Genomic DNA, 19,073 nt, shown 5'->3' with positions numbered 1-19,073 from the left:
TATGCCTGTTACGATTAAAGATGTGGCCAAGGCTGCTGGTGTTTCACCATCAACCGTAACCCGTGTTATTCAAAACAAATCAACCATTAGTGACGAAACAAAAAAACGAGTTCGCAAGGCTATGAAGGAACTCAACTACCATCCTAACCTTAATGCCAGAAGTTTGGTTTCTAGCTACACCCAAGTCATTGGTTTAGTTCTTCCAGACGATTCAGATGCCTTTTATCAAAATCCTTTCTTTCCTTCTGTCCTTAGAGGGATTGCTCAAGTTGCTTCGGAGAATCACTACGCTATCCAAATCGCAACTGGAAAGGACGAAAAGGAGCGTTTAAATGCCATTTCCCAAATGGTTTATGGTAAACGTGTAGATGGACTTATCTTCCTCTACGCTCAAGAAGATGACCCTTTGGTCAATCTAGTCGTTGAAGAACAATTTCCTTTCCTCATTCTAGGAAAATCACTTTCGCCTTTCATTCCACTTGTCGATAATGACAATGTCCAAGCTGGTTTTGATGCGACAGAGTATTTCATCAAAAAAGGATGCAAGCGAATTGCCTTTATCGGAGGGACCAAGAAACTATTCGTTACCAAGGACCGCTTGACAGGTTACGAGCTAGCTCTAAAACAACACCAACTTCCTCTCGATACTAATCTGACTTACTTTGCTACTGAATTTCTTGAAGATAATGGTTATCGCTTTAGTAGACTTCTCTTCAAACACAATCCAAATATTGACGCTATTATTACCATTGATAGTCTCCTTGCTGCAGGGGTCTGTGATTACATCGCAAAACACCAACTGGATGTCCCTGTCCTCAGCTTCGACTCAGTCAATCCCAAGCTCAACTTGGCGGCCTATGTCGATATCAATAGTTTGGAGCTTGGTCGTGTTTCCTTTGAAACTATTCTCCAGATTATCAATGATGCTAAAAACAACAAACAAATTTGTTACCGCCAGTTGATTGCCCACAAAATCGTTGAAAAATAAAAAGAACCAACTCTGACAATGTGTTCAAGAGTTGGTTTTTTATATTTGCTACAGAAAGTATTAGTTTTCGGTTTCTACAAATCGTCCGAGGATATGAACATTCTCTGATACGGACACAAAGGCTGAGGGATCTACTTGTTTCATGATGAGTTTAAAGTCATTAAACTCAGCACGAGTGATGACTGTAATCAAAACAGCTTTGCGCTCGTGGTTATAAGTTCCTTCTGCATCATGAATAATCGTTGCTCCACGATGCAATTTATTGTGGATTTTTTCAATCACGGCATCGGGATTGCTGGTTACAATCGTCGCCTGCATCTTTTTCTGCTTGGTGAAGACGGCATCTGTAACACGACTTGATACGAAAATGGTAATCATAGAGTAGAGGGCGTATTTCCAACCGAAGGTCAAACCTGCAATCAACATAATAGTTCCATTGACTAAGAAGGAAATGCTACCAACATTTTTTCCTGTTTTCTTACGAATAGTGAGACTGACAATATCCGTTCCACCACTGGAAATATTGTGACGTAGAGCAAAACCAATCCCAAGTCCCATCACTACGCCCCCAAATAGAGCATTGATAATGGGATCCTCCGTTAGAGTTACTACTGGCACAAACTGAATGAAAAATGAACTCATAGATACCGTAATAAAGGTAAAAATGGTAAACTTCCGGCCAATTTGACGCCAAGCCAAAATCATTAAGGGAATATTGATACAATAGAAAGCTACAGAGATTGGCAAATGAAAGCCAAACCAGTAATTGCTTAGTGTTGAAATGATTTGCGCCAAACCAGTCGCACCACTAGAGTAGACATGTCCTGGTTGGAAGAAGAAATTGACGGCTACAGCTGATAAAAAACCATATATCAGAGAAGCTGAGATTTTTTCATCGTACTTTTCTCGAGAGATACCTTGTAAGATACCTAAGATTTTTACGCGATGAGCAAAGCGACGCAAATAATAGTGCCACTTCTTAGTTTGTTTCGTTTGTTTCATCTTGTTCTACTTGTAGATTGAGTTCTTCTAGTTGTTTAAGAGCTACTGTTGATGGTGCTTGCGTCATTGGATCAGTCGCCTTGTTGTTCTTAGGAAAGGCAATGACTTCGCGGATATTTTCTTCGCCTGCTAAGAGCATTACAAGGCGGTCAAGTCCGATAGCCAAGCCACCGTGTGGTGGGAATCCATAGTCCATGGCTTCCAAAAGGAATCCAAACTGGTCATTTGCTTCTTCTGTTGAGAATCCAAGGGCCTTGAACATGCGTTCTTGGAGTTCTTTTTGGTTGATACGAAGGCTACCACCGCCAAGCTCATAACCGTTCAAGACGATGTCGTAGGCAATAGCACGAACCTTAGCCAAATCACCTTCAAGCTCATGCGCAGTATCTGCTTGAGGAAGCGTAAATGGATGGTGGGCGCTCATATAACGGCCTTCTTCTTCAGACCATTCAAACATTGGCCAGTCAACTACCCATAGGAAGTTAAATTTGTCGTTATCAATCAAGCCAAGCTCTTTGGCAATACGTCCACGAAGGGCCCCAAGTGTTGCATTGGCTACTTCAAGCGTATCAGCCACAAAGAGAACCAAGTCTTTATCTTCAAGACCAAGCGCACTTGTTAAATCGCCTTGAATGCTTGTCAAGAATTTAGCAACTGGTCCGTTCAATTCTCCATCAACAACCTTGATCCAAGCAAGGCCTTTAGCACCATACTGCTTGGCTACTTCTGTCATCTTGTCGATGTCTTTACGAGAGTAGTTGTCTGCTGCACCTTTGACCACAATGGCTTTAACGGCAGGTGCTTCTGAGAAGACTTTAAAGTCCACACCTTTGACAAGATCTGTCAAGTCCTGAAGCAACATCTCAAAACGAGTATCAGGCTTGTCAGAACCATAAAGGGCCATAGCATCATCGTACTTCATACGAGGGAATGGCAACGTTACTTCAATCCCTTTTGTTTCCTTCATCACGCGCGCAATCAAGCCTTCTGTGATATCTTGGATTTCTTGCTCAGTAAGGAATGAAGTTTCCAAGTCGACCTGAGTGAACTCGGGCTGACGGTCACCACGCAAGTCTTCATCGCGGAAACATTTGACGATTTGGTAGTAACGGTCAAATCCAGCATTCATCAACAACTGTTTTGTAATCTGCGGGCTTTGAGGAAGTGCGTAAAAATGCCCTTTATTGACACGAGATGGCACCAAATAGTCACGCGCTCCTTCTGGTGTTGACTTAGAAAGGAATGGCGTTTCCACATCGATAAATTCCAACTCATCCAAGTAGTTGCGGATCGAATGTGTCACCTTGGCACGAAGCTTAAGGTTTTCCAACATCTCTGGACGACGAAGGTCAAGGTAACGGTAACGTAGACGCGTATCATCGTTAGCCTCAATGCCATCCTTAATTTCAAATGGTGTTGTTTTGGCTGTATTAAGCACAGTAAGAGCCGTTACATTCAGTTCGACCGCTCCAGTCGCCAGTTTATCATTGGCCTGCTCACGTACTGCAACTTGTCCAGTCACCTCGATGACGTATTCACTTCGAAGGCTTTCAGCCGTTGCCATAACTTCCGCAGAAACTTTCTCAGGATTGATAACCAACTGCATAATCCCTTCACGGTCACGAAGGTCGATAAAGATCAATCCACCCAAGTCACGACGACGGGCAACCCATCCTTTCAAGGTAATTTCTTGTCCGATGTGCTCCTCACGAACACGACCAGCATACATACTACGTTTCATGTTTTCTCTCCTCTTGTATTCTGTTACTATTTTACCATAAAAGCGCAGGCTCTTCATGAAAATCAGCAGAAAAGTTGAGAGAATCCTCTTATAAATGAAAAAATCCAGCAAAGTCATTCGCTGGATTTGGGTTTTCTTTATTTTTTACGCTTTTCAGCAATCTCTTCTGTCTTCTTAGGAAGGACAATTTCTGTCACATAAGCCGTCGCAAATCGTATCACTCCTGCGATAGGAGCAAAGATAACCGCTAGATTGTTATAAAAGAAATCCCCCTTAATGAAATAGACAAGTAGGCCGATGACAAAGAAGAGAAATACAGCCTGAATGACTGCTAATAATAGTACTCGCTTCATAATTTCCTCCTGAGTCTATTATAGCATCATTATCATGACAAATGAAATTAAATTATTTAAGGCATGCAATCCCATGCTATAAGCCAGACCACCCTTGCTGATATAAGCCAATCCCATGCTTAAACCAAGGGCACTATAGACTAGGAATTGTTGAGGAGTAGTAGGGAAATGGACAAGTGCAAAAAGTACAGTGCTTACAAGAAGAAAGAGAGCTGTTTGCTTGACATTATCTTGTTGAGGGAATACATAGCGAGCTAACATACCTCTAAAGGTCAATTCTTCTGTTAGGGGTGCAAAGATAACCACCATAAAGAAAGAGAAAAGAGGTTGATTATGAGTCAATTCTTCTACCATCTTTTGACTGACTGATGGATCATTTGGCAAAAAGAATTGAGCAACAATGGCAAGGGCCCATACCAAGGCTGGCAGCCAGATGTATTTGTTAAGGGCTGTTTTTTCAATCGTAACGGTTCCTGTCTTATACCACTTGTAGGTAACGAAGGTGAAAATTCCTGCTAATAAGACATAAATTGGGACAGCAACATATTCAGGCGCACCCATTTTCATGGCTTCTAAGCCTACGCCCTGAATAAAACTATAGACCATAAGAAATGATAAGAAGGCAAGGCTATACCAGCCGATATTTTTAAGTGTTTTCATAAGATTCTCCTATTTTCCTTTATAACTATTTTTCAATACAAAGAGACTTGCTAGACCTAGAACAAGGATCCATGCCAGTAAAAGGCAAAGGTTTCCCAGAGACAACTCTCCTCCACCTTCTTTTAATAAACCTACCAAAGGACCGATAAACGAATAGTCCAACAGTTTTTGAACCGTATCATTTTGAAGAGCAATCGTAGGTAAAAAAGAGACGATTAACATAGGGAAGATACTATAAACTTGCGCTTTAGATTGAGTATCTGACACCGCACCGATTAGAAGGTTGAGAAAAATAATACTAATAGTTGCTAGGAGCAAATAGATAACATAGGCAAATAAGTAACTTGATACATCTACTTTAAGATAGGTGGGAAGTACAATCATAGCAACTAACATTATCAGAATAGGGAGAACAAGCATACTGAAAGTATATTCTGTTGCTGTCACACCACTTAGAATGAGTGATTTGAGATTTCGTTTTTCCTTATCTTCTGCCATCATAATCGATACCATATAACCACTTCCCATGCTCAAGACCATCGTCAAGCTAGCAGATAGTAAAAATAGGCTCAGTTGTCCATTCTTATTTGAAAATTCATTTAATAAAACAGCAATACCAAAAGGCATCAATAAAGTTGCTAACAAACTTGAATTGCTAATAAGGACTTGTAATCTTAACCATAGTAGGGCATTTAATTTTCTAAACATCTAACTTTTCTCCTGTCAATCTGATAAAGATTTCTTCTAGAGTTGGCTCACAAGAGTGAACCACCATCAAATCTGTCGTGTCTAAATGTGGTAATTCTTCAAATGGAACTATCTGTTCTCTTCCATCTTTATAAGCTACACGTACTTTCTTATCCACATGGTATTTTTGAATAATCTCTTGTGGACTTCCATACTCTATTAAATTTCCCTTATTTAAAAGAGATAAGCGATCACAAAGTAAAGTTGCTTCATTCATATCATGCGTGGTCAGAAAGATAGTTGTCCCAGCTTGCTTTAATTCTTGAAGTAGGGTATGAATCATCTTAGATGTTGTAGGGTCTAGCCCACTGGTTGGCTCATCTAGAAAAAGAATCTTAGGAGCATTAAGAAGGGCACGGGCCAAGAACATTCTTTGTTTCATTCCTGTAGAAAGTTTTTCTGCGATAACATCTTTAGCATCTGCCAAACCAACCTGTTTGAGCACCTGATTTACTCTATCTGACTTGAGGCCATATAACTTAGCGTAAATGAGAAGATTTTTGTAAAGACTCATCTTTTCATAAAAACCACTGCCATCACTAACTATACCAATTTGTTCCAAATCATTTGAGGTTAAATCTTGAGAGTTCTTGCCTAACAAAATTGTTTTACCTTGATCTGCAGTTAACTGGCCTGTCAAGACGTTGATCATGGTTGTTTTACCTGAGCCAGAAGGGCCAAGAAAACCAAAGATTTCACCCTCCTTAATCTCAAAAGAAATCTGATTAAGAGCTTTTTTGCTCCCAAAACTTTTGCTTACATTTTCAACACGAATCATAGAAACTCCTTTATTTGAAATAACGTTTTATCATCGGTATCTGCATTATATTGATATAAACATGGACAACAGCTACGGCTAATAGGGCTAATAACTGAATTTCTCCTGTGAGTACAGAAACGATATCAATCAAAATATACAAACCTGGTAAAACATATTGGTTTAATTGGAATAAAACCCGAAAACTCTGTTCCAAATTAGCTTGTCGTTCTCCTTCGTCGTAAGAATTTATATAATCTAACACATCCTTTGGAATAGAGAAAAATGCCAAATCAAACTGACGAACAATCGAAATCGTCTTGAAAAGATATTTTTGAAGTACTGCAACTAAAATAAGAGCTGGGAAAGAAAGTCCTAGAACGATAGAACTTGTATGGAGTATTATCACTTCATTCATAGAGATAAATAAAGCTAATATAGTCATAACTGAAGCAATGTTAAACGCAAGCGTACCGAACTCAAGATTTCGATACATTTGCACATAATAAGTTTCATTCACATCGTCATCTATTTCCATTTGATATAAAGCATGGAATTTCCGACTCTTTTTTAAGAAATAGATAGTTAAAAAAATGCTAATCAAAGCTATCAATAAACAAGATGCTGAAATCCAAGGAACTAGAGTATTCAAATTAAAACTTGTACCCAATGCCCAAGCACGGCCCGCAAGCATACCAGTAAAATAGCCGAAAACAACCATCACTAAGAAGTATAAAATTCGTTTCTTTTTCATATTCATCCTCCCTCTAAACTAATCCAGCCAACCATTGACCAAAAGCTTTTCCTGATTCAAAAATAACGGTCAAGCCTTCTGTTCCAAGTGATACTAAAATCAAACAAACAGCAAACAAGAGAATAGCTTGATTTCTTGCTTTTTTCGCTCCATCTCCTAATGACTCATTGCCAAGCCAGCCTGCTAGATAAGCATAGAGAGCTACTGTTATAATACCGAACTCCGTCGAAGAAAGAAACAAGAAGACTGTCATCAAACGAACGACGTTGGTCTGGATGTTAAAATAATTTCCTATACCCGCACAAACACCTGCAAGTTCTTTGTGCTCAGTATCTACTTGAAAACCTGCTAAAAATTCTTTCATAATTCTTCTCCTTTTACGATCTCTTTAAACTTTATCTTTTTCCCTACCCATCTAAAGACTAATAGTAGCACTATATTATTCCAGAAGAGGTACTTGCCTTCTACGAACGTAAACCAACCAAATAGGCTTCCAATCATAGCCAAAAGATTTACGATAAACACAACTATAGATAGATAATAAATCACTTTATACTTGTTCATCACTCATCCTCCTCTAAGCGAAAGACCGACTCGACCGGCTCATGGAATATCTGAGCAATCTTCAGGGCAATGACGATGGATGGGGTGTACTCATCCCGTTCTAGCAAACTGATGGTTTGCCTGGACACGCCAGCTAGTTTGGCCAGCTCGGTTTGATTCAGGCCATCGCGAGCCCGAAGCTCTTTTAGACGATTTTTTAGTTGCATGTCACACACCTACTCTCCGTCAAATTCAACAGTTTGGATATCCTCAATACGTTGCAACTTGAATTTTTCTTTCCCCTTTTTATCAACATGACGTAGTTTGACCCATTCCTCATCAACATCCACAACTTCCCATAAATTTGTTCCAAACACTTGTCCAACGATTGTTGGGCTTTTCCCAATTAATTCTTGCAATAATCTTGACATATCGATATTTCCTTTCTCTTTTCTTTCGATTACCTTTAACCTCTTCTCTAACCGCTTGATTTTTTTAGATTGACTACTATAAATCAAGACGAGAAAAGGAAAAAAAATCCATACCCACATGTGGCTCCCTCCTATTTTTTTATTTCTTAACTTGATTTCATTGTAACACATCTTTTTATTTTTGACAAGCATATTTGTCAAAAAGTTTAAGATTTTTGTCATTTTGTAAAAGAAAAAGGTCAGGAATGCTATCCTGACCGAAAAACTTGCAGAACACCATAAGTAAAAATCCCCCTAGAAACCAGCTTCTACCACTAGCTACTAAGGGGCTTTTATTAATCAAGAGATTCTTCTTGTTCTTTATATTTAAGTCGTGTGAAATAAAGAATAATGACACTAATAATTGTTATTACCGTACCAATAAATCTGCCCTTTTGTGAGAAGACAAATTCAACTTTATGTTGTCCAGAAGTAATTGGGAAAGATAAGAAACTATTCCATGCTTTTGAAGTTGGAACATCCTTTCCGTCCACTTTTACTTTCCAACTTTCGCTATACGGAATCGAAGTCATCATGAATTTGCTATCATCTGTAATATCTACAGATCCAACGATATGAGTATTCGAAAACTTCTCAACTTGTAAACCTTGAGCTTTTCGATTCTCCAATACCTTTTGAATTTGATTAACATCTGCACGATAAACTCCTGCTTGGGAAAGATCTACCTTATCTGTTTTAAAGCGAAATTCTAAGATACTTTCTTTTCCTGCCGCATTATCTGCAAATTGCCAAAGTTGACGTTGCGTGTTTCTCTTAGAATGAGTGAACCATTTCCCGTTTAACAATACTGAATATTCTTTTTCCGAATTTAGAGAGGCTGGCACAAAGAAGTAATAAGTCAAATCTGTTTGAGGAGTAATTCGATAGCGGACAATTGCTTCCTTACTGGAATCTTCACGTTTATAGACCGCCGTACCCTTTTCTTTATTTACATCTTCCGCTACTAGATTTTCTGTCTCAACTTCTCCAAAGGCAAGTGGTTTAAAGTACTCTAAATAATTCTCTTGATTCTTTTGGACACCTTCCATAGAGTTGAGTATGATATCTTGATTCTTCACAGCATTATTGGTACCAAAGTTGATATTTCTCGTTAAATCATTTGTTGCAAATGCTAGTGGGAATGAATTAGGATTTTTATAGACAATATAGCGTTCATCTTCATAAACTTTTTCAGTGAAATAACGATTCATATCGTAACGACTAGCAAAGCGAGTAAAATACATTTTATCAGGATGAGCGTCTTTCTCCTTTTGATCGATATCCTTAACATCCATGTAATAACGAATACCATACAAGGCATCTGTTAGAGGAGTCCCATTTTCGTATTCAGTCGCAGCATTGATCCCCAAATCACCCATATAAGCGAATTGGTCCATAGTCGTGCGCTCCAAGCTCGAACTGAAGGTACTTAAGCCTGGGTAACCCACAAGTGATGGAACGGTCCGTGAATATGCAAAAGTGGTTGCTATTCGATAAAAAGGTTGATCGGCATTTTCTTGAATGCTATCAGTCACTCGTTTTACAGATACCGTTGCATCTACAAATTTATCTACATCTGCATAACCCAAGGTCACCTGTGATAAGTAGGCATTGTATCCTAGTTCAAATATCGTTAGCGTTGATAGCAAAACAACTGCTAATCGAGTCATTCTCGGACGTAATAAAGCAAGAATGGCTAGATAGACGGTTAGGGTTAGGACTACTTGAGAGAAAAGATAGCCTATTTGCAATAATACAACTAAAGTACAAATAACTACTGTTGCAATCAGCAAGCGTATTTTTTTCTCTTTTAGAGTTTTGGAGGATCTATCCCAATAAAGGTAGAATCCTGCACCTGTTCCAATCACAAGAAGAAGTAAAAAGATGACATAGTTGCTGGAAATAAACTGGGTCAAATTTTCCGGTTGTTTTTTCGGAAGGTAGGTAAATTTCTTGGTATAAAGATAGATTGCTGAAAGTACTAGAAGCGCAATTGAAATCAGTTTCCCCTGGCGGGAAGTCTCTATCTTCTCTTTCAGAACCTGATAAGCTAAAATTAGCATAAAGAAAGAGAAAAGCCATGAAAAGCGGAAGAAGAAGCCTGCAGGATTTTGCCCCATATGCCAAATCTTACTAACAAATTCGTTAACAAAAGAAATTAGGAAGATGAGGGTAACGATTCCAGCTGACCATCTTCTTTCCTTCAAGATTTTAGTTGATGAGAAGAATAAGATAAAACCGATAAAGCCGAGTGCTCCGATATAAATGTTCGGTAAATTAGGACCAGCTGACCAGCCTGATGTTGTGTCAAATCCTCCGATAGTTAATTTCGACAATATATCTAAAGGATTAATCTGAAAGGCAAAAGAAAATCGCATTGCATCTCCTACTTGTCCCTTACTTTCAAGCAAGTTGAAAAATACAGGAACTAGCAAGATTGAAGCTGTTGCCACTCCGAGCACAGAGTAGATGAAGGCCTTAAACAATGGGTGAATAAAGGTCTTTAATTTTTGTTTCCAATCGCCTTCAATTGAGAGACGAGGAGACACATAATAACAGGCATACAACACGACAAAAATTGAAATCATATAGCCCATATAGAATTGTAGAAGAACTGTTAAACCTAGTACAAAGGCATATGGATAAGGTGCTTCTCCATCTAACAATTTTTCAAGATAGATAATAACCAGAGGAAGCATAATCATAGCGTCATAAAAAATGACGTTCATTTGGTAGGATACCAACATTCCTGAAAGCGCGTAGGCTGTCGCAAATAAGGGTACCATCCAGATTTTTGATTCTGCTCCTTTGTAGCGTTTAACTAAGAGATGAGCAAAGGAAAAACCAATTGCTCCATATCTGAGCCAAATAGTGAGAAAAACCGCTAGCCCATAGTGTTGGAAAGGTAGGATAATATAAAAAATATTGAAAGGACTCATTAAGTAATAGCCCAAAACTCCTATCATGTCTCCACCTAGAGACTTGGTAAAGGAATAGCTTAGGCTACTTAAATCACCTGAGAAAACGGCATTCTTTAATAAACCAAAAAAACTAATGTACTGTTGACCAAAATCAACCGCCATTAAACTTTTATTCCCAAATGGATAGCTACCCATGAAAAACCAAACAATTAACATGGTCATCATCGGTAACAAAGCACTCATCATATATAGTAGTGCTTTAGAATGTTTTTTTCTAAATTCTTGCCAGTACATTAACCAATTGTGCATTATTGATTTCTCCCATGTAATTTTAACCAATCTTATCTTCTTCAGCTCTAGCAATATTGGTTTTATCAATAATAAAATGAGGACGTTGCTTCACTTCATAGTAAATTTTCCCAATATATTCTCCAAGGACACCAATAAAGATAAGTTGAACACTACTAAACAAAATGATCGCTGCTATTGTAGTGAAATAACCACTCGTATAATCCGAAGAAAGGATGAATTTACAAAACTCATAAACAATATAGAGTAAGGACAGTGCCATACTAATAAAACCAAACTGGATACAAATCCTAAGTGGACGATCATTAAAAGAAATGAGACCTTGCACTGCATAGTTCAAAGACTTTTTAAAGCCAAACTTGCTTTTTCCTGCCTTACGAACTTCATTCTTATAAGGAATGACCTTCTCTTTAAAACCAATCCATTCATATAGTCCCTTATTAAATCGATTATACTCTGGCAGAGAAATAAATACATCGACAGCTCTTTTACTTAATAAACGTAACTCGGATTTCCCGTCGGTAAGCTTAACATCCATTGAATGATTTGAAAATGCGTAAAAACAACGAGCAAAGAAACTACCTACTGCAGATTCACCTTCTCTACTCCTTTGGCCGCTAACAATATCGTACCCCTCTTTGTAAGCTTCCACAAATAAGGGAATCAGGTAGGGTGGATGTTGCAAATCTCCATCCATTACCATAACAGCATCCCCTGTTGCATATTTAAAGCCAGCGAGAATACCACTCTCACGTCCAAAATTTCTACTAAAGCTGATATACTTCACGTTTGGATTTTCGCTTGCAATGCTATCAATTAGCTCCAGAGTCTTATCGCTACTCCCGTCATCGATATAAAGAATTTCATACTCAGATAGCTGTTCTGAAGAGAGCATACTATTGAGTTGTTCCGAAATAGCTTTATGTGTTTGGGCTAGAACTAATTCTTCATTTAAAAGTGTGATAAGAATTGAAAGTTTCATCTAAATGCTCCATTATATTTACTTTTTCAAAAAGGAGAGAGCCACGCTCTCTCCTCTCTAAAGATACTCATCTATTATTTATTAGAATGTTTACGTTTCAATACAACTGTACCAGATAGGATTACGATACCCGCAATGACTAAACCTGCTCCAACTGTTTCACCAGTTTGAGGGAGAAGTTTACGTCCCTTTTCCGTATTTTTTAATCCTTTCTGAGTTGTAGGTTGATTAGTATTTTCTGTTGTTGAATTACTTGTTTCCTTTGTAGAAGTCTCTGATGATGGAATTACTTGTGGTCCTGCTTGATTCGTAGGATGTTCAGTGTGTGTTCCTGACTCCTTCGTTGTAGCCGAAGTGGTCGTTGGCTCCTTCGTTGTGGTTGTGCTATCACCATGTGTAGGGTCTTCTACTGACGGAGTAACCGGTCCTGCTGGATGTGTTGGCTCCTTCGTTGTGGTTGTCGAAGTTGTAGTCGACTCCTTCGTTGTGGTTGTCGAAGTTGTCGTTGGCTCCTTCGTTGTGGTTGTCGAAGTTGTCGTTGGTTCCTTCGTTGTGGTTGTCGAAGTTGTAGTCGACTCCTTCGTTGTGGTTGTCGAAGTTGTCGTTGGCTCCTTCGTTGTGGTTGTCGAAGTCGTCGTTGGCTCCTTCGTTGTGGTTGTCGAAGTTGTCGTTGGCTCCTTCGTTGTGGTTGTCGAAGTTGTCGTTGGTGCCTTCGTTGTAGTTGTCGAAGTCGTAGTCGGCTCCTTCGTTGTGGTTGTCGAAGTCGTAGTCGGTTCCTTCGTTGTGGTTGTCGAAGTCGTAGTTGGTGCCTTCGTTGTGGTTGTCGAAGTCGTAGTCGGCTCCTTCGTTGTAGTTGTCGAAGTCGTAGTCGGCTCCTTCGTTGTGGTTGTCGAAGTCGTAGTTGGCTCCTTCGTTGTGGTTGTTGAAGTCGTAGTTGGTGCCTTCGTTGTGGTTGTCGAAGTCGTAGTTGGTGCCTTCGTTGTGGTTGTCGAAGTCGTAGTCGGCTCCTTCGTTGTAGTTGTCGAAGTCGTAGTTGGTGCCTTCGTTGTGGTTGTTGAAGTTGTTGACTCTGGAGTCGTTGTCGTTGTTGAAGTCGTTGAAGCGGTCGTTGTAGTTGACGTAGTTGTAGTTGTGGTGGTTGTGGTTGTAGTTGTAGTCTTATCACCACTAGCAGTACCTGAACCACTTTCCAATCTTGTCAAAGCAGTGATTGAGCGAGGATTAGCGAAGTTTGTTGCTGACCAATCTAATAAATTGCTAACATTAGTTCCCGCAGGAAGTTCTGAAGCCAATTCCGTTGTATACTCAATATACATAGCCCAATTCCAGTTATCACCGAAGTTAATGGTAAAGCCTGTGATTTTTCCTTCAGCATTTCGTGTGAATTCAGCTTTTTTAGTAAAGTTATCAATTGGTTCCAATTTAAGAAGCGCAGCTTCATTAGGAATTTTCTTTGGTTGAGTTGCATAACGAACGGCACGAAGAGAACCTTCTACAAGAACTTGTCCGTTATCGCTAAAGTCATCTTTGATAACCATGTTATCTAGCTTATCTTGAACAGCATTTAATATAATACGCCATTTGATTCGTTTAGGATTTTCAGGATCTTGGTAACCATATTTCATTTCATAGTCACCTATCTCACCCGTATCAGTTTTGTAATTGAGAGTGTATTGTTCAGTTCCAAACGTAAATGTATATTTACCAGGCTGTGTTAGTGTAGTTGTATTAGGACGCACAGAGTACTTTAAAGCCATAACTTTGTCTTGATAATTCTTAGAAAAGTAGTCTGTAAATGTAATAGTTACTTTTTGTGTACTTGGATCAGTAACAGCATTAGCAACTACCTGACCGTCACTATGCAGAATTGGGAATTCTAGCTTAGTTACTAAACCTAATTCCTTAGGAAGATCAAGAACAAGAGTGTCACCTTCGTTAATTTGTTGAGAATCTGGGAAAGAGATTGTGTTTGTAGCTTCCATCGTCTTTCCAGTAACAACTTCGGTGTCAGCTGTCAACGGCTTCCCATCTACTGTAATTGCCGTCTTGTTCGTATAATTTGTAATATCAGTGGCAAATACTGTTGTAAGTATTGTCAAAGATAATACAAGCATACTAGCAAAAGCTAACACACGCATATAGTTCTTTTTTAGATTACGCATTGTTATCTCCTTAAATTTTATCAGTTATATAATAGCATTTTAGAGGATATTTTTCAAGAATTTGATGCTATTATAATCAAAGCATTCGGTTTTTGATAGAGTAGTCATTCCTTTATCGAATATATTAACCATTAACTGTTGACTTTTATTATGACAGATGAATCATTACTCTTGATAAACGTACAATCGGCCCACTTTAAGAGACTCACTTACTTCTTTGATTTATCTTCACATCTACTTTATTTTGCTTAAGCGCCTAGCTAAAAAATCATTAAAAGTCAAAAAACCAGGACGTGACCTGGCTTTTTGTTTAGTATTTAAAATCCTAATTTTTCAAATACTTCAGAGAAATTTTGACAGATAGCATCAAGTGAAACTTCTAGTTCTTCTCGAGTTTGGTTGTTCTTAACCTTGACTTGTCCACTTTCAACTTCGCTCTCTCCCAGAGTGATAAGAGTCTTAGCTCCAAAAACATCGGCTGATTTGAACTGAGCTTTGAGTTTACGGTTGAGGTAATCACGCTCTGCTTTGAAGCCTTGTTGACGAAGAGCTTGTACCAACTCCAAGGCTTTCAGATTAGCTCTTTCACCAAGAACAGCAATGTAGACGTCTAGAGCATTTTCAATAGGAAGTGCCACGCCTTGTTTTTCAAGGACTAGAAGAAGACGTTCTACACCAAGTCCAAAACCAAATCCAGCAGTTTCAGGACCACCGAAGTAAGCAACCAAGCCATCGTAGCGACCACCTGCACAAACTGTCAAATCATTGCCTTCAATCTCTGTGATAAACTCAAAGATGGTGTGGTTGTAGTAGTCCAGACCACGCACCATATTGGTATCGATGATATAGTCTACTCCGAGATTTTCCAACATCTGGCGAACAGCATCAAAGTGGGCTTGGCTTTCTTCATCCAGGTAATCCAAGATAGACGGTGCATTCTCCACTGCCACCTTGTCTTCTTTCTCCTTAGAGTCCAAGACACGAAGAGGATTTTCCTCCAAGCGACGTTGGCTATCCTTAGACAAGGTCTCCTTGAGCGGTGTTAAGTAGCCAATCAAGGCTTGACGGTAAGCCGCACGGCTCTCAGGATTTCCAAGAGTGTTGAGGTGCAATTTGACACCTTGAATGCCAATTGCTTTCAAGAAGTGGGCTGCCATAGCGATCGTTTCTACATCGGTAGCTGGATTGCTAGAGCCAAAGCACTCCACACCAATCTGGTGGAATTGGCGCAAACGCCCTGCTTGTGGACGCTCATAGCGGAACATTGGACCCATGTAGTAGAACTTACTTGGCTTTTGCACTTCTGGTGCGAAGAGTTTGTTTTCCACATAAGAACGAACAACTGGAGCAGTTCCTTCTGGACGGAGGGTAATATGACGGTCTCCCTTGTCGTAAAAATCGTACATTTCCTTGGTTACGATATCAGTTGTGTCTCCAACGGAACGACTGATGACTTCGTAGTGCTCAAAAATTGGGGTACGTACTTCTGCGTAGTTGTAGCGTTTGAAGATTTCACGCGCAAAGCCTTCAACGTACTGCCACTTGGCAGACTCAGCAGGTAAAATATCCTGCGTTCCTTTTGGTTTTTGTAATTTCATAGGGAATCCTCTTTATAACTTAATAGTCCTATTTTACCATAAATGAAGGGATTGGGACAGTGTGAAAATAAGACTAACACCTAAATTTCATTTTTGAGATTAAGACTAGCTAGGAGAATCGCAAGCAAGGAAAGTCCAACAAACAGAGCCCATGTTAACTGTATATCCCATACTGCCACCAGTGAAAAACAGGCCGTCCCCACTGGTATAGATAGAGTAAACAACAAACCTAAAAAATTACTGGTACGAGAGAGAACCTCTGGAGCAAGATTTTTCATGAGCAGAGCACTAATTTTTGGAGAAATTTTCCCAGAAACATACATGGTAAAAAAGACGAAAAGCATCCCGAGCAAGACTTGGTTTAACAAATTAGATAGACCAACTAGACTGGCTCCTAATGTAACCCACATCATCAATCTAGGCAGAGATTGCTTCCCAAAATAATCATTGCCCGTAAGGCTACTGATGATAACCGCTAATAAGGTAATCAATTGTAAGATAAACAATGCATCCTTGTAGGAAAAATTCAGTAAGGAATGATTTAAAAGGAAGATGTTATAGATACCACCTAAGGCACCACCCAAAGCATTGATAATCAAGATAGCAAAGAGCATAAAACCAAAGTTTTTCTGTCCACTTTTAAGAAAAACGAGACGTAAGTTTCGGTAAATCGTTAAAAATTGATCTTTGATAGAAAGTTTCTCATTTTTCAGTGATTTACTATCAACAAGTGGAGTTGATAAGCTTAATTCAGCCCTTCCTAAAAAGAGAATGAGAGCTGAAACTAGGAAAAATATGGCATTGATTCCCGCTACGAGCGAAAAGTTCTGTGTTGACACCCCTAATAGCCAAACTCCAAAAGCTTGCCCGCCAATCGCAGAGATGTAGGTAATAAACTGCGAAAAGGAATAGGCCTCCATCAGATCTGACTCTGCGACCTTTTCTTTAACGAGAGGCATTCGCAAGCCACCAGCAAAATCACTGGCTACATCACTAAGAACATTGATGAGGCAAAGGGTCGAAAAGGCAAAGAAACTAGCTTGCTGAACAACTAGGGCTGCTAGAAAAAATAAAACCGCCTGAAATAAACCAACATAGGTCATCCATTTGACCTTGTCCTTGGTATAATCTGCCCGAATTCCCACAAAAACTGTAAAAAGAGTTGGAAGCATCATCACAACATTTGCCATAGCAACAGCAAACGATGCTTGCGGTAAAGTTGAAGCGTAGACCACAAATACCAAGTTAAAAATAGAAGCACCAAAAGCATTGAAAAATCGTGATAAACTCAAAACTCTGTAAGCTTGATTTCTTAGTAATAGTTTCATATAGATTCCTTTCTTTCTCACATTCTGCTTTTTTGGTAGTTCTAGTATAGCATCAAGAATCCCTCGAGAATACTTTTTTGAATATATGCAACAGATTAAACGAATAACGAAAACACTAGAATTTTCTACTACTAATAAGTATCTTCACAGTCCTATCGTTTCAATTTAATTTACCTAGTTGCAGATATTCAACACTCTATGACACTTCTATAATAATCTGCAGATTTGCTACAACCAATCATTTCAAAAATACGGACAGCGTCCTCCATTTTTCTCTGTCCTGCCTCCGCTCTTCCTTGCTTACTATCAAGCAAACCTTCTGCCCATAGGTAGACTATTCGAAAATAGGTTTCATTTTCTTCAAAGAAGTTCTTTTCAATTTGTTTTTTGAAATAGAGGGCATTGGTAAAATCATCAACTTCAATACAGGCCATAAAACCATTGAGAAGCAAGGTGTGCATCATATTCCGATTTTTCCCCACTCCTTGCAAGAAATCTGACTTCCGCAACATTTCCCGAGTATACTTTGTCAAAAGCTGGACCGATAAAAGAGGAGAGCAGGAAGAAAAGAACGAAAGTTCATAGAGCCCCCAAATTTCAACAGAAAATAGATAATCATGTAGGACTCTTTCTTCCTCAGAGGTCAATGTAACCGTCTCATCAATAGCTTTCATATAGGATTTTATCAAAATAGCATTGAGAATGTGTTGCTGTTTATCCTTTGAAAAAGGAAGTTGTTGATACTCTCTCTGGTAGAGAGTATGCAAAGATGTTAAATCTTGTGGGTCTATAGCCTCAAACATCCTGTTTCTAAATTCAGAATAGGCATCCTGATGAAAACCTCTCGCCAAAAATAACAATTCTTCCATACTCGCATGAATATTCTCCAAAGCTGTGATTAACTTTGGAGCAGATATTTCACTTTGACCATTTTCAAAACGCGACAATAAGGATGCTGAAAAGCGTCCACCTGTTGCTTTTCTCAAGGAGATTTTTCTGGACTCCCTTAACTCTTTAAAAACTTTTCCTAAATTCTTCATCCTCTTACCACTCGTCTTTTATTTTTTCTTATTTTACCACATTTCCTAATAAATACTAGTTCCAAGCCAGCATTTACAATCTGCCACAGGCATGATACAATGAATAACATCAGATATACGAAGGAGAACTTATGAAAAAGAATATCTTGACAACCCTTGTAGCTACTCTTGTCTACTTTCTCTGTATCGGAGTGGGGGTTCTACTAGGGAATCTTGTCGACCACACTGGAAATATGTTTTACGCTCCTGCCTTTTCTGCTCTTGTAGGTGGTAGCGTCTATATGATCCTTTTAGCAAAGGTGCCTCGTTTTGGAGCGATTACTATGATTGGACTTGTGATTTCTCTATTTTTCCTCGGGAGCAAGCATGGTGCTGGAGCCTTTCTGCCAGGTATTATCTGCGGTCTTGCAGCAGATGGCATCGCTCACCTAGGACATTACAAGGATAAGGTCAAGAACCTTCTTTCCTTCCTAGTTTTTGCTTTTGGTACTACTGGTCCCATCCTACTCATGTGGTTGACCCCTCAAGCCTATATCGCAACTCTAATCGCTCGTGGAAAATCTCAGGACTATATCGATCGCATTATGGTTGCACCGAATCCTGCTAATATCCTCCTCTTTATCACAAGTATTCTCATCGGCGCTTTACTTGGTGCCCTGATTGGACAAGCATTGAGCAAAAAATTAGCACATAAAACATCATAAAAAAGAGCCATAAG

The 19,073-nt window shown here is 39.1% G+C and carries 19 protein-coding genes; 2 read left to right on the top strand and 17 right to left on the bottom strand.

Annotated features, from left to right (window positions below; all coding sequences use genetic code 11):
* Window position 1 precedes the first annotated feature (1 nt).
* Window positions 2-988, top strand: a complete 987-nt coding sequence (locus tag QM941_RS05415) for a LacI family DNA-binding transcriptional regulator (RefSeq protein WP_414339539.1) — start codon at window positions 2-4, stop codon at window positions 986-988.
* A gap of 60 nt (window positions 989-1,048) precedes the next feature.
* Here QM941_RS05415 and QM941_RS05410 read toward each other — a convergent pair whose 3' ends face one another.
* The 17 genes from QM941_RS05410 to QM941_RS05330 form a co-directional block, all read right to left on the bottom strand.
* Complete coding sequence (locus QM941_RS05410) at window positions 1,049-1,990, bottom strand: YitT family protein (protein WP_414339537.1); 942 nt, start codon at window positions 1,988-1,990, stop codon at window positions 1,049-1,051.
* The gene (gene aspS, locus QM941_RS05405) at window positions 1,968-3,731 is read right to left on the bottom strand and encodes an aspartate--tRNA ligase (RefSeq protein ID WP_414339535.1); all 1,764 of its coding nucleotides are present in this window, start codon (window positions 3,729-3,731) and stop codon (window positions 1,968-1,970) included. Before aspS ends, QM941_RS05410 begins: the two co-directional genes overlap by 23 nt.
* Window positions 3,732-3,868: 137 nt before the next feature.
* The gene (locus QM941_RS05400; protein ID WP_070678314.1) at window positions 3,869-4,084 is read right to left on the bottom strand and encodes a hypothetical protein; all 216 of its coding nucleotides are present in this window, start codon (window positions 4,082-4,084) and stop codon (window positions 3,869-3,871) included.
* An 18-nt stretch (window positions 4,085-4,102) separates the two neighbouring features.
* A complete protein-coding gene (locus QM941_RS05395) occupies window positions 4,103-4,744 on the bottom strand; it encodes a lysostaphin resistance A-like protein (RefSeq protein WP_414339533.1) in 642 nt (213 codons plus the stop codon).
* A gap of 9 nt (window positions 4,745-4,753) precedes the next feature.
* Window positions 4,754-5,452, bottom strand: a complete 699-nt coding sequence (locus QM941_RS05390; protein ID WP_414339531.1) for an ABC transporter permease — start codon at window positions 5,450-5,452, stop codon at window positions 4,754-4,756.
* Window positions 5,445-6,269 (bottom strand): ABC transporter ATP-binding protein, encoded by an 825-nt coding sequence (locus tag QM941_RS05385; RefSeq protein ID WP_414339529.1) that lies wholly within the window; start codon window positions 6,267-6,269, stop codon window positions 5,445-5,447. Before QM941_RS05385 ends, QM941_RS05390 begins: the two co-directional genes overlap by 8 nt.
* Before the next feature lie 10 nt (window positions 6,270-6,279).
* Window positions 6,280-7,002: a DUF3169 family protein gene (locus tag QM941_RS05380; protein WP_414339527.1), complete on the bottom strand. Its 723-nt coding sequence runs from the start codon at window positions 7,000-7,002 to the stop codon at window positions 6,280-6,282.
* A 13-nt stretch (window positions 7,003-7,015) separates the two neighbouring features.
* A complete protein-coding gene (locus QM941_RS05375) occupies window positions 7,016-7,366 on the bottom strand; it encodes a PspC domain-containing protein (RefSeq protein ID WP_414339525.1) in 351 nt (116 codons plus the stop codon).
* Entirely contained in the window at window positions 7,363-7,566 is a 204-nt protein-coding gene (locus tag QM941_RS05370; RefSeq protein WP_414339523.1) for a hypothetical protein, read from the bottom strand. The genes QM941_RS05375 and QM941_RS05370 overlap by 4 nt, the downstream gene beginning before the upstream one ends.
* A complete protein-coding gene (locus QM941_RS05365) occupies window positions 7,566-7,772 on the bottom strand; it encodes a helix-turn-helix transcriptional regulator (RefSeq protein WP_049508780.1) in 207 nt (68 codons plus the stop codon). Before QM941_RS05365 ends, QM941_RS05370 begins: the two co-directional genes overlap by 1 nt.
* 9 nt (window positions 7,773-7,781) lie before the next feature.
* Window positions 7,782-8,198, bottom strand: coding sequence for a hypothetical protein (locus QM941_RS05360; RefSeq protein WP_414339521.1), 417 nt, complete (start codon window positions 8,196-8,198; stop codon window positions 7,782-7,784).
* A 113-nt stretch (window positions 8,199-8,311) separates the two neighbouring features.
* Entirely contained in the window at window positions 8,312-11,245 is a 2,934-nt protein-coding gene (gene pgfM1, locus QM941_RS05355; RefSeq protein ID WP_414339519.1) for a glycosyltransferase PgfM1, read from the bottom strand.
* Between the two features lie 22 nt (window positions 11,246-11,267).
* Window positions 11,268-12,227 carry a glycosyltransferase PgfS gene (gene pgfS, locus QM941_RS05350; protein ID WP_414339516.1) on the bottom strand — a complete coding sequence of 320 codons (960 nt, stop codon included), beginning with the start codon at window positions 12,225-12,227 and terminating at the stop codon, window positions 11,268-11,270.
* Window positions 12,228-12,301: 74 nt separating this feature from the next.
* A complete protein-coding gene (locus QM941_RS05345; protein ID WP_414339514.1) occupies window positions 12,302-14,389 on the bottom strand; it encodes a collagen binding domain-containing protein in 2,088 nt (695 codons plus the stop codon).
* 317 nt (window positions 14,390-14,706) lie between these two features.
* On the bottom strand, window positions 14,707-15,987 hold the full coding sequence (gene hisS, locus QM941_RS05340) for a histidine--tRNA ligase (protein ID WP_414339512.1): 1,281 nt from the start codon (window positions 15,985-15,987) through the stop codon (window positions 14,707-14,709).
* Window positions 15,988-16,067: 80 nt separating this feature from the next.
* Entirely contained in the window at window positions 16,068-17,315 is a 1,248-nt protein-coding gene (locus QM941_RS05335) for a transporter (RefSeq protein ID WP_414339511.1), read from the bottom strand.
* 188 nt (window positions 17,316-17,503) lie between these two features.
* Window positions 17,504-18,355, bottom strand: coding sequence for an Rgg/GadR/MutR family transcriptional regulator (locus QM941_RS05330; RefSeq protein ID WP_414339509.1), 852 nt, complete (start codon window positions 18,353-18,355; stop codon window positions 17,504-17,506).
* Window positions 18,356-18,486: 131 nt separating this feature from the next.
* Between QM941_RS05330 and QM941_RS05325 the strand changes: the two genes are divergently transcribed.
* Entirely contained in the window at window positions 18,487-19,059 is a 573-nt protein-coding gene (locus QM941_RS05325) for an MptD family putative ECF transporter S component (protein WP_414339507.1), read from the top strand.
* The last annotated feature ends 14 nt before the right edge of the window (window positions 19,060-19,073 follow it).

The organism is Streptococcus timonensis, from assembly GCF_047460355.1.
GTDB lineage: Bacteria > Bacillota > Bacilli > Lactobacillales > Streptococcaceae > Streptococcus > Streptococcus timonensis_A.
This window is presented reverse-complemented; position numbering and strand designations above follow the sequence as displayed.

Coding starts and splice junctions, on each gene's coding strand:
- QM941_RS05335 (WP_414339511.1), bottom strand. CDS start 17,315: ATGAAACTATTACTAAGAAATCAAGCTTACAGAGTTTTGAGTTTATCA.
- QM941_RS05390 (WP_414339531.1), bottom strand. CDS start 5,452: ATGTTTAGAAAATTAAATGCCCTACTATGGTTAAGATTACAAGTCCTT.
- QM941_RS05410 (WP_414339537.1), bottom strand. CDS start 1,990: ATGAAACAAACGAAACAAACTAAGAAGTGGCACTATTATTTGCGTCGC.
- QM941_RS05345 (WP_414339514.1), bottom strand. CDS start 14,389: ATGCGTAATCTAAAAAAGAACTATATGCGTGTGTTAGCTTTTGCTAGT.
- aspS (WP_414339535.1), bottom strand. CDS start 3,731: ATGAAACGTAGTATGTATGCTGGTCGTGTTCGTGAGGAGCACATCGGA.
- QM941_RS05360 (WP_414339521.1), bottom strand. CDS start 8,198: ATGACAAAAATCTTAAACTTTTTGACAAATATGCTTGTCAAAAATAAA.
- QM941_RS05415 (WP_414339539.1), top strand. CDS start 2: ATGCCTGTTACGATTAAAGATGTGGCCAAGGCTGCTGGTGTTTCACCA.
- QM941_RS05330 (WP_414339509.1), bottom strand. CDS start 18,355: ATGAAGAATTTAGGAAAAGTTTTTAAAGAGTTAAGGGAGTCCAGAAAA.
- QM941_RS05385 (WP_414339529.1), bottom strand. CDS start 6,269: ATGATTCGTGTTGAAAATGTAAGCAAAAGTTTTGGGAGCAAAAAAGCT.
- QM941_RS05375 (WP_414339525.1), bottom strand. CDS start 7,366: ATGAAAGAATTTTTAGCAGGTTTTCAAGTAGATACTGAGCACAAAGAA.
- pgfS (WP_414339516.1), bottom strand. CDS start 12,227: ATGAAACTTTCAATTCTTATCACACTTTTAAATGAAGAATTAGTTCTA.
- QM941_RS05365 (WP_049508780.1), bottom strand. CDS start 7,772: ATGCAACTAAAAAATCGTCTAAAAGAGCTTCGGGCTCGCGATGGCCTG.
- hisS (WP_414339512.1), bottom strand. CDS start 15,987: ATGAAATTACAAAAACCAAAAGGAACGCAGGATATTTTACCTGCTGAG.
- QM941_RS05370 (WP_414339523.1), bottom strand. CDS start 7,566: ATGAACAAGTATAAAGTGATTTATTATCTATCTATAGTTGTGTTTATC.
- QM941_RS05395 (WP_414339533.1), bottom strand. CDS start 4,744: ATGAAAACACTTAAAAATATCGGCTGGTATAGCCTTGCCTTCTTATCA.
- pgfM1 (WP_414339519.1), bottom strand. CDS start 11,245: ATGCACAATTGGTTAATGTACTGGCAAGAATTTAGAAAAAAACATTCT.
- QM941_RS05325 (WP_414339507.1), top strand. CDS start 18,487: ATGAAAAAGAATATCTTGACAACCCTTGTAGCTACTCTTGTCTACTTT.
- QM941_RS05380 (WP_414339527.1), bottom strand. CDS start 7,002: ATGAAAAAGAAACGAATTTTATACTTCTTAGTGATGGTTGTTTTCGGC.
- QM941_RS05400 (WP_070678314.1), bottom strand. CDS start 4,084: ATGAAGCGAGTACTATTATTAGCAGTCATTCAGGCTGTATTTCTCTTC.